Source organism: Actinosynnema sp. NPDC049800 (assembly GCF_040656635.1).
GTDB lineage: Bacteria > Actinomycetota > Actinomycetes > Mycobacteriales > Pseudonocardiaceae > Actinosynnema.
In genome coordinates this window covers 81,630-95,253 of the sequence record NZ_JBFAMT010000003.1, presented here as the reverse complement: position 1 = coordinate 95,253, position 13,624 = coordinate 81,630, and the positions used below count along the sequence as shown (strand labels likewise).

The following is a 13,624-nucleotide window of genomic DNA, read 5'->3' as shown; positions in this document are numbered from 1 at the left end:
TGAGCGTGATTACCTCGTACCGCAGCACGGGGGAGGACAGATGAGTGATCGGGACGCCGCGTTCGCCGAGTACTTCGCGGCGCGGTCCGAGGCCATGCGCGGCACGGCGTACCTGCTGTGCGGCGACTGGCACCGTGCCGAGGACCTGGTCCAGGCCACGTTCGCCAAGCTCTACGTGGCGTGGCGCCGGATCAACCGGCACGAGGCACTCGACGCCTACACCCGGCAGACGCTCGTCCGGACGTTCGTGTCCGACCTGCGCCGGGGCTGGTTCCGCAAGGAACGGGTGAGCGAGACGACCGCCGACGTGGCGGCCGTCGCGCGCGGCTCGGCGGAGGACCGGCTGGTGCTGCTGGCGGCGCTGGCCCAGGTGCCGCCGAGGCAGCGCGCCGTGCTCGTGCTGCGGTACTGGGAAGACCTGTCGGTCGAGGAGACCGCCAGGGCGTTGGACTGCTCCGAAGGAACGGTGAAGAGCCAGGCCGCGCGGGGGCTGCAGACGCTGCGCGGCCTGATCACCCCCCAGCAGGGAGAAAAGGTGCGATGAACGAGCACGAGCTGAAGAGCGCGTTGCAGGAAGTGATGGTGGCGAGCAGCCCGCCGCCGCCCATGAGCCCCGAGGCCGCGCTGGAGGGCGGTCGACGTGCCCAGCGCCGGCGGAAGGCCACCTGGGGCGGCGCGGTCGCGGGCCTCGCGGTGGTGGCCATCGCGGTCGGCGCCGTGCTGGTGCCGACCCTGACCGGCGGCGGTAGCGACGTCGTCCAGGTGGCGGGAGGGCAGCCGTCGGAGTCCGGGCCGCGGGTCACGCCGACCGACCGGCCGCCGTCCGAGTCGCCGTCGGTGACCGTGATGCCGCCCAGCGGGTCACCGCCGCCGTCGGACACGAGCACCCGGTGGCCGAACGGGCAGAGCGACCGGACCTCGACCAGCGGGCCGCGCGCCGACAAGGGCGCCAAGCTGCTCAACGACCTGGCCTCGTCGCTGCCGCCCGGCGTGAAGGCCGAGGACCGGACCCGGATCGGGTTCGCCGACTACGGCCCCATGACCTGGCGCCAGGCGCAGTTCGCCGAGTACGTCGGCGACCTGGAGGTCTGGGACTACGAGGCGCGCACACCGGTCGTGATCACCGGTGAGGCGGGCGTCGGCGAGCTGTCCATCAAGGTCGAGACCAAGGGCAACACCCGGCTCGGCGACCTCGTCGGGTGCGAGGCGGCGACCAAGTACCCGTACCCGGTCACCGGCGGGACGTGCGAGGTGATCGACGTCGGCGGCAAGAAGGTCGGCGTCGTCACCGGCGCCGACCCGGACGCGGGCGGCAACACGATGGACGCCGGGGCGTTCTACCGGCACCCGGACGGCACGCTGGTGACCGTCGCGTACTCGAGCGAGTACCTGGAGTCCGGTCACCCGGCGCTGTCCCGGCCGGCGTTGACGGGCGCGCAGCTCGCGGCGATCGCCGCGGACCCGAAGTTCCACCTGGACTGAGCCACCGCCGGGGACGGGGAGGCCGGGCGTCACGACGCGCCCGGCCTCTTCGGCGTCCTGGGTCGTCTCCCGGTGTCGTCCCGTCCCTCGTCCGTGGGTACTCCGTCCGGGTGTTCGTGCAGGTACCGTGCTGTTTGCCATGCGGACGCTGCTCATCGACAACTACGACTCGTTCACGTTCAACCTCTTCCAGTACCTGGCTCAGGTGAACGGGCGGGAACCGGTCGTCATCACCAACGACGACCCGCGGTTCCGGCTGTCCGACCTGCGGCGGTTCGACAACGTGGTGATCTCGCCCGGACCGGGCCGGCCGCAGCGCGCCGCCGACTTCGGCCTGTGCCGGGCGGTGATCGAGCACGCCGACATCCCCCTTCTGGGTGTCTGCCTGGGTCACCAAGGGCTGTGCCTCGCGCACGGTGCGTCCGTGGGCTTGGTCACGCCGAGGCACGGCGTGGTGGACCACGTGCGGCACACGGGGGTGGACGTGTTCGCCGGCCTGCCGTCGCCGCTGCCCGTCGTGCGCTACCACTCGCTGGCCGTGTCGGACCTGCCGCCGTCGCTGGAGCCGATCGCCTGGGCGTCGTCCGACGACGTGCTGATGGGCGTGCGGCACCGGTCGCGGCCCGCCTGGGGTGTGCAGTTCCACCCGGAGTCGGTGTGCACGTCGCACGGCCACCAGCTGCTGGCCAACTTCCGCGACCTGACCGACGCCGCCGCCGTCGTGCCGGCGCTCCCCGAGCTCCCCGCGCCTCCCGTTCGGGCCCGTGAGCCGGTCCGTGAGGTGCTCGTGCGGCGGGTGGACGTGCACCCGTCGCCCGAGGACGTCCACGCGGCCCTGTACGGGTCGTCGCACGACGCGTTCTGGCTGGACAGCAGCCTCGTCGGGGAGCGTGGCCGGTTCTCCGTGATGGGCGACGCGTCCGGGCCGCTGGCGCGCGTGGCGACGTACGACGTGTGGACCGGCGAGGTGACGGTGGACGGGGTGACGCGTCCCGGGCCGTTCTTCGACTGGCTGGAGGCCGACCTGGCGGCGTGGCGGGTGGCGCCGCCGGACGTGCCGTTCGAGTTCGCGCTCGGCTGGGTGGGCTACCTCGGGTACGAGCTCAAGGCGGAATGCGGCGGTGCGGCGGCGCACCGTTCGGAGCAGCCGGACGCGGCATTCGTGTTCGCCGACCGGGCGCTGGTTTTCGACCACGATTCCCGGTGCGTCTACCTGTTGGCGTTGTCCGACGAGGACGGGTGGTTGGGCCGAACGGCCGATTTCCTGCGTCGGTTCACCGCGCCGCCGGCGGCCCCGCCGCGCCCGGCCCGCGCCGACTCGGTGCAGCCGCGACACGGCCGTTCGCACTACTTGAAGCTGGTCGCGGCTTGCCAGGAGGCCATCACGGCGGGCGAGACCTATGAGGTGTGTTTGACGAACACGGTGACGTGGCGCGGGCCGGTCGACCCGTGGGACGCCTACCGGTTCCTGCGCGCGGAAAGCCCCGCGCCGTTCGGGGCGTTGCTCCGTTTCGGTGCGCTCTCCGTGCTCAGCACTTCACCCGAGCGGTTCATCCGGGTCGACCGACAGGGTGTCGTCGAATCCGAGCCAATCAAGGGCACGCGCCCCCGCGGGGCGACCGCCGCCGAGGACGGGGCTTTGCGCAGGGCCTTGGCTGCCAGCGCGAAGGACCGCGCCGAGAACCTCATGATCGTGGACTTGGTCCGCAATGATCTGGGTCATTGCGCGGAAGTCGGCAGCGTCGAGGTGCCCAGGATCTTCGAGGTGGAGAGCTACGCGACAGTGCACCAGCTCGTCAGCACCGTTCGGGCTCGGCTGCGTTCCGGTAGTTCCGCCGCGCGGGTGGTTAGGGCGGCGTTCCCCGGCGGGTCCATGACGGGCGCGCCCAAGATCCGGACAATGCAGATCATCGACGGGCTGGAAGCCGGGCCCCGGGGTGTCTACTCCGGGGCGCTCGGTTACTTCTCACTCTCCGGAACGGCCGACTTCAGCATCGTCATCAGGACGCTGGTCGTGGACCGGGACAAGGTGAGTTTCGGGGTCGGGGGCGCGGTCATCGCGCTGTCCGACCCCGCGGAGGAATTCGAGGAGACCGCGGTCAAGGCGACCGCCCTGCTCAGCCTGGCCGGCGTGGAGTTCCCGGGGCGCACCTCGCCGGCCTGAGCGCCCCTGACCTGCTGTTTTCCCCTGCGGCAGGGGTGGTCCGCCGCAGGGGAAAACGACGTGGCTCAGGAAGCGTGGGCTTCCTGGAACTGCACGACCAGACCCTGGGGAATGCGGCCCCGGTCGGAGATCTGGTGGCCCTGCGCGCGAGCCCAGTCCCGAATGGCCTGGGCCTGCGCCTTGTCACCAGCCTTTACCGTGCTCTTGCCGGTGCCCTTGCGCTGCTTGCGGCCACCTGCGCGGCGCGCCTTGGCGACGAAGTCGGCCAGGGACTCGCGGAGCTTGTCCGCATTGTCCTTGGAGAGGTCGATGGAGTACTCCACACCGTCCAGCGCGAAGGTCACGGTCTCGGCGGCTTCGCTGCCGTCGAGGTCGTCGATGAGTTGGACGACGGTCTGCTGTGCCACTGTTCCTCCGTGTGTGCTCGCATAGCGCGTGCTGCCCTCGACTAGTTCTGCGCCACACGCTTAGGTCGACACCATAGTGCACGAGAGGAATATCGCCTAACCTTTCGCGGTGAAAATGTGAGTGATGCCCCCGGACGGGTCATTTCGCGACACAAACCGCACGGAGCCGAAATGTGCGGCCCGCGAGCCGTCACCCCGTGGTGCCGGTCACACCCGGTCGAGTGGCCTATCCTGGACTCGGATACCCGCCCAGGGTAGGGAAGGTCGGGAGCGATGCTCGGTTACACGGCGGACAAGGACGCGTACCTCAAGCGATTGCGCCGCATCGAGGGGCAGGTCCGCGGCCTCCAGCGGATGGTCGAGAACGACGAGTACTGCATCGACGTGCTGACCCAGATCTCCGCCGCGACGAAGGCGTTGCAGGCGGTCTCCTTGGGTCTGCTCGACGAGCACCTGAAGCACTGCGTGGCGCAGGCCGTGGCCGAGGGGGGCGAGGTGGCGGAGGAGAAGATCGCCGAAGCCTCCGCCGCGATCACCCGCCTGGTCCGCTCCTGACCGCCACGCGCCCGGCCGCCACCCCGTACGGCGGCCGGGCAACCTGATCGAGTACAGTGCTCCCGCCGGCCCCCGTAGCCCAATCGGCAGAGGCAGCGGACTCAAAATCCGTCCAGTGTGCGTTCGAGTCGCACCGGGGGCACATTCGCACTTCACCTGGTTCGGCCCCTGACCCGTGCTCTTCGGGTCAGGGGCCGATCTTGTTCCGGCTGGCCGGTTCGTCGGGTGTCGGGGTGGGTGCGTCCTCAGGGGGCAGAGCCGGGTCGTTTGGTCGGCGGTTGTCGGTCCGCCTCGGTGGAGGCGTGCAAGGCGGACGAGTCCTTTGTAGACGCGCTGTCTCGAACCTGTCCGCTAACCGCGTGGTAATGCTCGGCTGACCGTTGAGTTCCTGCGGCGACTGCGCGGGGTATGCGGCGGGTGTGTTCGGGTCGAGGCCGGGCCGCGCTGGAACACGCCCGCCCTCACGGTGGCTCCGGCAGGGTCGTCGACGCGAGCTTGGCCGGGTCGGTCACGATCGTGATCTCGGCGATCCGGCCGCCGACGACGGTGAAGGCCATGACGGCCAGAGGGGTGCCGTCGTCGTGCCAGGACAGCAGGCCCGGGCGCCCGTTGACGACTACTGCCCGACCGTGGCCGGCCGCGCCGGCGGACAGTCGGGCGCCGGTGGCGACCTTGGTGGCGCCGAGGACGACGACTTGGCCGTCGGGGGTGTCGGCGGTCAGCCGCACCTCGGGGTCGAGGACGCGCAGCAGCCCTTCGAAGTCGCCGTCGCGAGCGGCCGCCAGGAAGGCTTGGACGACTTTCCGCTGCTCCCGCCCGACGCCCGCCGGCCGGCCGGTCGCCCGCACCTTCCCGCGGGCGCGGCTGGCGAGCATCTTGGTGGCGTCGGTCGACTTGCCGAGGATCCGGCCGATCTCGTCGAACGGCACCGCGAACAGGTCGTGCAGCACGAACGCCAGCCGCTCGTTCGGCCGCAGCGACTCCAGCACGACGAGCAGCGCGAGCCCCACCGAGTCGGCCAGCGCCACGTCGTCCTCCGGCGCGCCGCCGCCGTCGTCGGCCGTCACCACGAGCTCGGGCGGCCCGCTGTCGTAGGACGCCTCGGGACGGGCCCGGCGCGCGCGCAGGACGTCCAGGCTGATCCGGCCGACCACCGTGGTCAGCCAGCCCGCCAGGTTCCCGATGGCCGCCGCGTCCTGGCGGGAGAGCCGCAGCCAGGCCTCCTGCACCACGTCCTCGGCGTCGGCGTGCGATCCGAGCACCCGGTGGGCGATCGCGCGCAGCCGGTCCCGCTGCCCCTCGAACGCCTCGGCGACCGGGTCCCGCCGGCCGGGGTCGGTCACTTCCCGGTTCCGCGGGGCTGCTGGCGCAACGAGATCCGGTTGCCGTCGGGATCCACCGCCTCGACGCGCACGCCGAACGGGTAGTCCACCGGTTCGGGCTCGACGAACGTCACGCCCCGCCGGCGGAACACCTCGAAGTCCGCCCTCAGGTCGTCCGACTCGAGGATGAGCGGACCGGGCGCGGCGCCCGGCTCGGCGGGGTGCCCCGCGGCCGGCGCGTGCGGCCACAGGATGATCTTGACCGGACTGCCGGGTGCGCCCACGGTGAGGAAGCGCCCGTCCGGGCCGGGGTAGTCGACGTGCTTCGCCAAGCCGAGCCCTTCGGTGTAGAACTCCAGCGCGCGGTCCTGGTCGGTGACGTAGACCGTCACGTACATGAGGTTGGTCAGCATCCTGCTCTCCGTCCACTCGGGTCCGACGACCGGTGGGTGCACCCGGTCGTCGCCGGTATGACGGGAGCCGGCGGGAAGAGGTAACAGAACCGGGTCCGCCCGTTGTCGATCCTGGTACGCTCGCGGCGATGGTTACCTACGTGAACGGATCGGAGGTTCTCTTCGCGCAAGGTGAGTGCTGATGCTCCCCTTGACCGCGAACGAGGACGACCGCCTCTTCTTCTGGGCGCACGTGCGCGAGTTCGCCGTGCCGCCGCCGATGATCGAGTCAGCGACCGCCCGCCGACTGGTGGGCGACTGGGCCGGCGCCTGCGCCGCCGCACGCGTCGACGTGGACCTGGACCTGAGAACCGCGGGTCGCGCCCACGGCCGGCTCCTCGCGGCCCGGGTCCGCGCCGACCTCCGTCACCTGGCTCCCGACCTGCTGCGCTGGCACTTCCCGAGGATCGCCCCGGACGGCCTGCTGCGGCCCGGCCTCACCGTTTCCCTGGCCCGTTATCCCGCGACGGCCGACAGCGGCGGCGAGCTGCACCTCGTCGCGCGCACCCCGCCGTCCTGGGCCGGTGCCGGCCAGCGGATCAGCCTTGCGCTGTGGGCGCCGTCCCGACCGGGGGACGGGGCCGGCCTGCACCCCCACCCCCGGCCCGACCGGCGGTTCCGCCTCGACCTGCACCGCCACCTGTGGGACGTGCGCAGGGCCGGTGAGCTGGGGGAGCGGTCCGGGCAACGGCCCACCGGCCGTGATCCCGCGCCACCGGTGATCCCGGACGGGATGGCGGCGGAGCTGAGCGGCTTCGCCGTCGACCGGTGGCCGGCGGAGGCGGCGTTGCTGCTCCGCGCGGACGGACGTGCGGACGGACGTGCGGACGGCGTCGTCACCGTGCGGCTCGACACCCGGCGCCGGCTGGTGCTGGACCCGGGCGCGGGGATCACGGTGGCTCCGCCGAGAGGTCGCGGCCGTGCGTGGCCGGTCCTGCCCGACGCCGCGACCCGGGTGCTACCCGACCTGGAGCTGCTCCGGACGGGGTTGATCGACGCCGACCGGCTGCACCCCCTTGTCGCGTCGGCACTCCTGCCCGATCACCGGCCCTCCCGTCCGTCACCGAGCCCCGACGGCCCGGAGCACGCACGCCTGGTCGAGTGCCGCGGCGCCACGCACCGCATCGGCGTGGTGGACGGGGTGCTCGTCCCGCTGGACCACGACCCCGACGAGATCCGCCGCGAGGAGCTGCTGGTCGCGTTGGGCGGCACGCCGTTGCCGTGCCTGCGGGTGATCGACGACGTGCACCGGCGCCCGGAATCCCTTGTGGACGTTCGCGCCCGGCTGGACCACGGCGACACCGCCGGCGCCCTCGCGATCGTCGAACGCCTGCTGGGCCCGGAGGTGCTGCTCCGCAGCGGTGCGTTGCGCGACGAGCTGGAGACGGCGGCGCGTCGTCGGGTGGCGCACGGGCTGTTCCGGGCCGGACTCGCCGGCGCCGGGCGTGCGCCGGTCGTCAAGGACGCCCGCCGCCGCGACGTCCGGTCCCACCCGCGCCACGCGATCAGTCGCTGACCTCGCACCCGGCTCCACCCACCGGCCGACCACGGCCCCCTTCGACTCGACCCCAAAGGTGATCCGACATGCCCACTTCCGTTGAAGCGGCCCACGTCCGACCCATGGACGCCGCCGCCGCCCTGCTCGCCCTGCTCCAGGACACGACCACCGAGCCGCGTCCCGACATCCAGCTGGAAGCCCTGACCCTGGCCGTGTCCGCCGACCTGCCCGTGCTGCTGTGGGGCGAGCCGGGCATCGGCAAGACCGCGGCGCTGAACCAGCTCGCCGACGCGCTGGACCTGCCGCTGACCACGGTGATCGCCAGCGTGCACGAGCCCTCGGACTTCTCCGGGCTGCCTGTGGTCGGTGACGACCCGGCCGTGCAAGGAGTCCCGATGGCCCCGCCCGACTGGGCCGTGCGCCTGGTCCGGGCGGGGCGAGGGCTCTTGTTCCTCGACGAGCTGTCCACCGCGCCGCCCGCGGTCCAGGCCGCGTTGCTGCGCGTGGTGCTCGAACGCCGGATCGGCGCGCTGCGGCTCCCGCCCGGTGTCCGGATCGTGGCCGCCGCCAACCCCCGTTCCTCCGCGGCCGACGGCTGGGAGCTCAGCCCACCGCTGGCCAACCGGTTCGTCCACCTGCGGTGGGCCCACGACCACGAGGTCGTGGTGCGCGGGCTGGGTGGGACGTGGCCGCGAGCGTCGCTGCCGCGGCTGGACCCGGGACGGCTGGCCGAGGCCGTGGCGTTCGCCCGACGGGCGGTGTGCGGACTCCTGGCCGCACGTCCCGGTTTGGTGCACCAGCTGCCGAAGAGCGAAGCGGGCCGCGGCGGTGCGTGGCCGTCGCCGCGCAGTTGGGAGATGGCGCTGCGGCTGATCGCCTTCGCCACGGCGGCGGACGCCTCCCGGGAGGTGCTGTCGACGCTGGTGCGGGCCACCGTGGGCGACGGGCCGGGCCTGGAGCTGTTGGCGAGCCTGGACCGGATGGACCTGCCGGATCCCGAGGCGCTGCTCGCGGATCCGGCGGCGGCCGTGCTGCCCGAGCGCGGCGACCTGCGCCAGACGGTGCTCGACGGCGTGGTGGAGGCGGTGCGCAGGCGGCCGGATCGGTCCCGTTGGGACGCCGCGTGGTCGTTGCTGGTGCTGGCCTTGGAGACCGGCGCGCCGGACCTGGTGGTCGTGCCGGCGTCCACGCTGGCCGCGCTGCGCCGCGAGGACTGGCAGGTGCCGGCGGCGATCGAGCGGCTGGTCGGTGTGGTGTCGCTGTCGCGGCGGGCGGACCGGGCAGCGGCGGTCGTCGGCGCGGGTGCCCGCCGATGACGCCGACGAGCCTGGACGAGGAGAAGCTCTTCGCCGCCCGGTTGCACGCGGTCCGCAGCCGGCCGTACCTGGCGACGGCGTTGTTCGCGTTGCACGTGGTGCGGTCGCGGCGAGTGCCGACGATGGCGGTGGACCGGCACTGGCGCTGCTACGTCTCGCCGGCGTTCGTGGACCGCACCCCGTTGGAGGAGTTGGCCGGGGTCTGGGTGCACGAGGTCGCCCACCTGCTGCGCGACCACCACGGGCGCGGCGACCGGTTCGCGGCCGAGCACGGGCTGACCGGGCCGGGGGAGCGGTTGCGGATGAACATCGCCGCGGACTGCGAGATCAACGACGACGTGTTCGGCGAGGGGTTGGCGAAGCCGGCGGGCGCCGTCGAGCCGGCCATGCTCAGGTTGCCCGAGGGGCAGTTGATGGAGGACTACCTGCGCCAGTTCCGGCTCGGGCCGCACACCGACCGGTACGGCTGGCTGGACTGCGGCAGCGGCGCCGACGGGCTGGAGCGGGAGTGGGACGTGGGGCCGGACGGCGCCGACGGGCTCACCGCGCAGGAGTGCGATGCCATCCGGTTCCGGGTGGCGCAGGGCCTCACCGCCCGGCCGGGCAACGCGCCGAAGGGCTGGCGACGGTGGGCGCAGGAGGTGTTCCACCCGCCGCAGCCGTGGCGCGACCTGCTGGGCGCGGCGGTCCGCTCGGCGGTGTCCGGGCCGGGTGTGGGTGAGGACTACACCTACGGTCGGCCCTCGCGCAGGTCGGCCGGCCTGCCCGGGGTCGTGCTGCCGAGCCTGCGGCGGCGGCCGCCTCGCGTCTGCGTGATCGTCGACACCTCCGGGTCGGTGAGCGACGACGAGTTGGGCAGCGCGATCGTCGAGATCGCCGCGATCGTCCGCGCGGTGGGCGGCCGGCGCGACCTCGTCTCGGTGCTGTCGTGCGACGCCGCCGCCCACGTCACGCACCCGCTGTGCCGTGCCGAGGGGATCCCGCTGGTGGGCGGTGGCGGCACGGACCTGCGCAGCGGCTTCGCCAAGGCGTTGCGCGGCAGCCCCCGCCCCGACGTCGTCGTGGCCCTGACCGACGGGCAGACGCCCTGGCCCGGCGCCCGTCCACCGTGCCGGACGGTCGTGGGCCTGTTCTCCCGACCGCCTCGACCGCGCGAGGACGATCCCGACTACGTGCCGGACTCGCCACCGGCGTGGGCGCGGGTGGTCGCGATCGGTTGATCCCACGTGGGCGGGAGCGCCACCGCACGGCCGGTTGCGATCACCGATCCGGCGCGGTCTCGGCGTCACCGGGCCGGATCGCCGACTCGGCCATCTCCCGCAGGCGTTCGAGGTACTCGCGTGCGCCGCCGTCCTCGCCGATCGAGGGTATGACCTTCTCGACGGCCCCGAGGCACCTCACCAGGACCCGGTGACGCCGTTCGTCGAGGTGTCCCGACAACGCCGAAGAGACGCAGCCCGCGATGTCCGCGTCCAGCATCACCACGTCCTCGCCGGCGACGTCTCGACCGCGGAGGTGCGGCGGGAACGTCGCGCGCAGGTGTTGCTCCCACAGCAATGAGAGCCGGTCCGGTTCGCTCACGGTGCAGATCCTGCCCTGGGCGCGGGGTGACGGAAGCCACCTACCGGATCGGTCGGCTTACCGACCGGATCGGTCGGTAAGTACGTACCGTGGGAGGTATGGCACGCGCGCTGACCGAGGACCAGTTGCTGGACCGCGTGGCCGGTCTGTTCGCCCGGCACGGGTTCGACCACACGTCGGTGAAGGACCTGGCCGACGCGGTCGGGTTGTCGAAGGCCGGCCTGCTGCACCACTACCCGAGCAAGCAGGCGCTGTTCGACGCCGCGCGGGACGTCGGGCGCACGCACAGCGGGGAGCTGTTCGCGCAGGCCGCGCAGGCGCCGGCCGGTCCGGCGCGGGACCGGCGGGCGGTGGAGCTGCTGGTCGACTTCGCCCTGGACCGGCCCGGCCTGATCGCGCTGGAGTCCCGCGCGATCAGCCTGCTGGGCGCCGAGGACGTGGAGGGCGACCTGGACGCCCTGTCCCAGCACGTGTTCGCGGTGTTCGGCGTCGAGCAGGACACGCGCGACACGGCACGGCTGGTCCGCGTGATCGGCATGCTCAGCGCCCTGGCCGTGCTCAGCCTGGCCGCCAACCACACGGGCGAGAAGACCGCGTGGCGGCCGCACATCATCGCCACCTGCCTCGACGCGCTCGGGCACCGAGACCCATCCCACCCGGAGGCCTGACTCCCATGGCACGTCTGCTCTACCGACTCGGCTTCGGCGCGCACCGGCGCCGCCTGGTCGTCGTCCTGCTGTGGCTGCTCGTGCTCGGCGGCACGGCGTTCGGCGCGGTCACGCTGGCCGGCACGACCTCCGGCTCCTTCTCCATCCCGGGGCAGGAGTCGACCACCGCGCTGGACAAGATCTCCGACGAGTTCGGCACGGGCGGCGGCGCGACCGCGCGGGTCGTCGTGCGGGCTCCGGACGGGCAGCAGGTCACCTCGCCCGAGAACGCCGCGAAGCTCGCCGGGCTGGTGCGGGAGCTGTCCGAGCTGCCCGGCGTGACGTCCGCGAGCAACCCGCTCGACCCGCGTGCGCCGACCGTGAACGCGGACCAGGACGTCGCCTACAGCACGGTCACCTACGAGGCCCAGGTCGGCGAGGTCACCGAGGAGCAGCGCACCGCGCTCTTCGACGCCACGCGCGAGGTGACCGGGCTGACCGTGGAGGCCACCGGCGAGGCCACGCAGGCCCCGCCGCACGTCGGCGGTCCGGCGGAGGTCATCGGCGTGGTCATCGCGCTGCTGGTCCTGGCCGTCACCTACGGCTCGCTCGTGCTGGCCGGCATGAACCTGCTGACCGCCTCCGTGGGCGTCGGCATCGGGGCGCTGGGCGTCACCATCGCCACCGGCTTCATGGACCTGCAGTCCACCACCCCGATCCTGGCCGCGATGCTCGGCCTGGCGGTCGGCATCGACTACGCCCTGTTCATCATCAACCGCTACCGGCAGGAGCTGCGCCGGGGCCGGGACGTGGGCGACGCGATCGGCACGGCCGTCGGCACCGCGGGCTCCGCCGTCGTGACCGCCGGTCTGACCGTGGTCATCGCGCTGGCGGGCCTGGCCGTGGTCGGCATCCCGTTCCTGACCCAGATGGGCGTCGCCGCCGCGTTGACGATCGTGGTCGCGGTGCTCGTCGCCGTCACGCTGGTGCCCGCCGTGCTCGGCTACCTCGGCCGCCGCGTGCTGCCGCGCAAGGAGCGCGACGTGCCCGCCGAGCCCGCCGCGGACGCGCCCGAGCGCGGCTTCTTCCACGGCTGGATCGGCGCGGTCACCCGCAGCCGGGTCGTGGCGCTGCTGCTGGCGGTCGTGGGCCTGGGCGCGGTCGCCGTGCCCGTGCTGTCGATGGAGACGACCCTGGTCGCGGCGCCGGCCGCCGAGTCGAGCCAGGCCCGCGCGGAACGGCTGCTCGCCGAGGGCTTCGGCGAGGGCTTCAACGGCCCGCTGGTCGTGCTGTTCGAGGGCGACGGCGCCGCCGCCACCGCCTCGGCCGCCGTCGCGACCATCCAGGGCGCGGGCGACATCGCGCTGGTCACGCCGCCGACGCCGAACGCCGACGGCACGGCCGCGATGCTCACCGTGATCCCGAAGTCCGGCCCGGCCACGCAGGCCACCGAGCAGCTGGTCACCGACCTGCGCGAACGGCTGGCCGACGTGGACGGCGCGACCACCTACGTCACCGGCGCCACCGCGGTGAGCGTGGACGTGGCCGTCGCCCTGGACGAGGCCATGCCGGTCTACCTGGCGCTGGTCGTCGGCCTCGCGCTGGTGCTGCTGGTGCTGGTGTTCCGGTCGATCCTGGTGCCGCTGGTCGGCGTGCTGGGCTTCCTGCTCACCATCGGCGCGTCGCTCGGCGCGACGGTCGCGGTGTTCCAGTGGGGCTGGCTGGCCGACGCGGTCAACCTCGACGGCACCGGCCCGCTGCTCAGCCTCACCCCGATCCTGATGGTGGGCATCCTGTTCGGCCTGGCGATGGACTACCAGATCTTCCTGGTGTCCCGGATGCACGAGGCGCACCACCACGGCAAGGCGCCGCTGGCCGCGATCGGCACCGGCTTCCGCCAGGCCGCGCCCGTGGTCGTGGCCGCCGCGCTGATCATGTTCTCGGTGTTCGCGGGCTTCGTGCCCGCGGGCGAGGGCCCGATGAAGTCCATCGCGTTCGCCCTGGCCATCGGCATCCTGTTCGACGCGTTCGTGGTCCGGATGGTCCTCGTGCCCGCCGCGCTGGCCCTGCTGGGGGAGAAGGCGTGGTGGCTGCCCAAGTGGCTGCGCCGCCTGCCGACCCTGGACGTGGAGGGCGCCGCGCTGGAGGAGGACCGCAAGGAGCTCGTCGACGCCACCCGCTGACCTCGACGGGTCCGGCG

The 13,624-nt window shown here is 73.0% G+C and carries 13 protein-coding genes and 1 tRNA gene; 10 read left to right on the top strand and 4 right to left on the bottom strand.

Annotated features, from left to right (window positions below):
* The first annotated feature begins 40 nt into the window (after positions 1–40).
* The 3 genes from AB0I91_RS05720 to pabB all read left to right on the top strand — a co-directional run bounded on the left by AB0I91_RS05720 (position 41) and on the right by pabB (position 3,646).
* A complete protein-coding gene (locus tag AB0I91_RS05720; RefSeq protein ID WP_498782973.1) occupies positions 41–544 on the top strand; it encodes a SigE family RNA polymerase sigma factor in 504 nt (167 codons plus the stop codon).
* A complete protein-coding gene (locus AB0I91_RS05715) occupies positions 541–1,482 on the top strand; it encodes a hypothetical protein (RefSeq protein WP_499635466.1) in 942 nt (313 codons plus the stop codon). The genes AB0I91_RS05720 and AB0I91_RS05715 overlap by 4 nt, the downstream gene beginning before the upstream one ends.
* Positions 1,483–1,621: 139 nt before the next feature.
* Positions 1,622–3,646, top strand: coding sequence for an aminodeoxychorismate synthase component I (gene pabB, locus AB0I91_RS05710; protein WP_499607526.1), 2,025 nt, complete (start codon positions 1,622–1,624; stop codon positions 3,644–3,646).
* Between the two features lie 65 nt (positions 3,647–3,711).
* Here pabB and AB0I91_RS05705 read toward each other — a convergent pair whose 3' ends face one another.
* Positions 3,712–4,053, bottom strand: a complete 342-nt coding sequence (locus AB0I91_RS05705) for a histone-like nucleoid-structuring protein Lsr2 (RefSeq protein ID WP_015104119.1) — start codon at positions 4,051–4,053, stop codon at positions 3,712–3,714.
* A gap of 273 nt (positions 4,054–4,326) precedes the next feature.
* Here AB0I91_RS05705 and AB0I91_RS05700 point away from each other — a divergent pair, with 273 nt between their 5' ends.
* Together AB0I91_RS05700 and AB0I91_RS05695 are read left to right on the top strand one after the other, a co-directional pair.
* Positions 4,327–4,608: a metal-sensitive transcriptional regulator gene (locus tag AB0I91_RS05700; protein ID WP_053722042.1), complete on the top strand. Its 282-nt coding sequence runs from the start codon at positions 4,327–4,329 to the stop codon at positions 4,606–4,608.
* 68 nt (positions 4,609–4,676) lie between these two features.
* A tRNA-Leu gene (locus AB0I91_RS05695) sits at positions 4,677–4,750 on the top strand.
* A gap of 319 nt (positions 4,751–5,069) precedes the next feature.
* On the opposite strand, the gene AB0I91_RS05690 is transcribed toward AB0I91_RS05695, so the two are convergent.
* A complete protein-coding gene (locus AB0I91_RS05690) occupies positions 5,070–5,951 on the bottom strand; it encodes a sigma-70 family RNA polymerase sigma factor (protein ID WP_499635463.1) in 882 nt (293 codons plus the stop codon).
* Positions 5,948–6,343: a VOC family protein gene (locus AB0I91_RS05685; RefSeq protein ID WP_498782981.1), complete on the bottom strand. Its 396-nt coding sequence runs from the start codon at positions 6,341–6,343 to the stop codon at positions 5,948–5,950. Before AB0I91_RS05685 ends, AB0I91_RS05690 begins: the two co-directional genes overlap by 4 nt.
* Positions 6,344–6,524: 181 nt before the next feature.
* Here AB0I91_RS05685 and AB0I91_RS05680 point away from each other — a divergent pair, with 181 nt between their 5' ends.
* The 3 genes from AB0I91_RS05680 (at position 6,525) to AB0I91_RS05670 (ending at position 10,416) form a co-directional block, all read left to right on the top strand.
* Positions 6,525–7,898 carry a hypothetical protein gene (locus AB0I91_RS05680; RefSeq protein ID WP_499635460.1) on the top strand — a complete coding sequence of 458 codons (1,374 nt, stop codon included), beginning with the start codon at positions 6,525–6,527 and terminating at the stop codon, positions 7,896–7,898.
* 68 nt (positions 7,899–7,966) lie between these two features.
* Positions 7,967–9,196 carry an AAA family ATPase gene (locus AB0I91_RS05675; RefSeq protein ID WP_499635457.1) on the top strand — a complete coding sequence of 410 codons (1,230 nt, stop codon included), beginning with the start codon at positions 7,967–7,969 and terminating at the stop codon, positions 9,194–9,196.
* Positions 9,193–10,416 (top strand): vWA domain-containing protein, encoded by a 1,224-nt coding sequence (locus tag AB0I91_RS05670; RefSeq protein ID WP_499635454.1) that lies wholly within the window; start codon positions 9,193–9,195, stop codon positions 10,414–10,416. Before AB0I91_RS05675 ends, AB0I91_RS05670 begins: the two co-directional genes overlap by 4 nt.
* 40 nt (positions 10,417–10,456) lie before the next feature.
* Here AB0I91_RS05670 and AB0I91_RS05665 read toward each other — a convergent pair whose 3' ends face one another.
* Positions 10,457–10,777: a hypothetical protein gene (locus AB0I91_RS05665; RefSeq protein ID WP_499607539.1), complete on the bottom strand. Its 321-nt coding sequence runs from the start codon at positions 10,775–10,777 to the stop codon at positions 10,457–10,459.
* 98 nt (positions 10,778–10,875) lie between these two features.
* On the opposite strand from AB0I91_RS05665, the gene AB0I91_RS05660 reads away from it, so the two are divergent.
* Together AB0I91_RS05660 and AB0I91_RS05655 are read left to right on the top strand one after the other, a co-directional pair.
* Positions 10,876–11,445, top strand: a complete 570-nt coding sequence (locus tag AB0I91_RS05660; protein WP_498782991.1) for a TetR/AcrR family transcriptional regulator — start codon at positions 10,876–10,878, stop codon at positions 11,443–11,445.
* 5 nt (positions 11,446–11,450) lie between these two features.
* Positions 11,451–13,607 (top strand): MMPL family transporter, encoded by a 2,157-nt coding sequence (locus AB0I91_RS05655; RefSeq protein ID WP_499635451.1) that lies wholly within the window; start codon positions 11,451–11,453, stop codon positions 13,605–13,607.
* Positions 13,608–13,624 lie beyond the last annotated feature (17 nt).

What these genes read in the sequence shown, in the direction of transcription:
- AB0I91_RS05720 (WP_498782973.1), top strand. Translation starts at nt 41, where the DNA reads ATGAGTGATCGGGACGCCGCGTTCGCCGAGTACTTCGCGGCGCGGTCC.
- AB0I91_RS05715 (WP_499635466.1), top strand. Translation starts at nt 541, where the DNA reads ATGAACGAGCACGAGCTGAAGAGCGCGTTGCAGGAAGTGATGGTGGCG.
- pabB (WP_499607526.1), top strand. Translation starts at nt 1,622, where the DNA reads ATGCGGACGCTGCTCATCGACAACTACGACTCGTTCACGTTCAACCTC.
- AB0I91_RS05700 (WP_053722042.1), top strand. Translation starts at nt 4,327, where the DNA reads ATGCTCGGTTACACGGCGGACAAGGACGCGTACCTCAAGCGATTGCGC.
- AB0I91_RS05685 (WP_498782981.1), bottom strand. Translation starts at nt 6,343, where the DNA reads ATGCTGACCAACCTCATGTACGTGACGGTCTACGTCACCGACCAGGAC.
- AB0I91_RS05680 (WP_499635460.1), top strand. Translation starts at nt 6,525, where the DNA reads ATGCTCCCCTTGACCGCGAACGAGGACGACCGCCTCTTCTTCTGGGCG.
- AB0I91_RS05675 (WP_499635457.1), top strand. Translation starts at nt 7,967, where the DNA reads ATGCCCACTTCCGTTGAAGCGGCCCACGTCCGACCCATGGACGCCGCC.
- AB0I91_RS05670 (WP_499635454.1), top strand. Translation starts at nt 9,193, where the DNA reads ATGACGCCGACGAGCCTGGACGAGGAGAAGCTCTTCGCCGCCCGGTTG.
- AB0I91_RS05660 (WP_498782991.1), top strand. Translation starts at nt 10,876, where the DNA reads ATGGCACGCGCGCTGACCGAGGACCAGTTGCTGGACCGCGTGGCCGGT.
- AB0I91_RS05655 (WP_499635451.1), top strand. Translation starts at nt 11,451, where the DNA reads ATGGCACGTCTGCTCTACCGACTCGGCTTCGGCGCGCACCGGCGCCGC.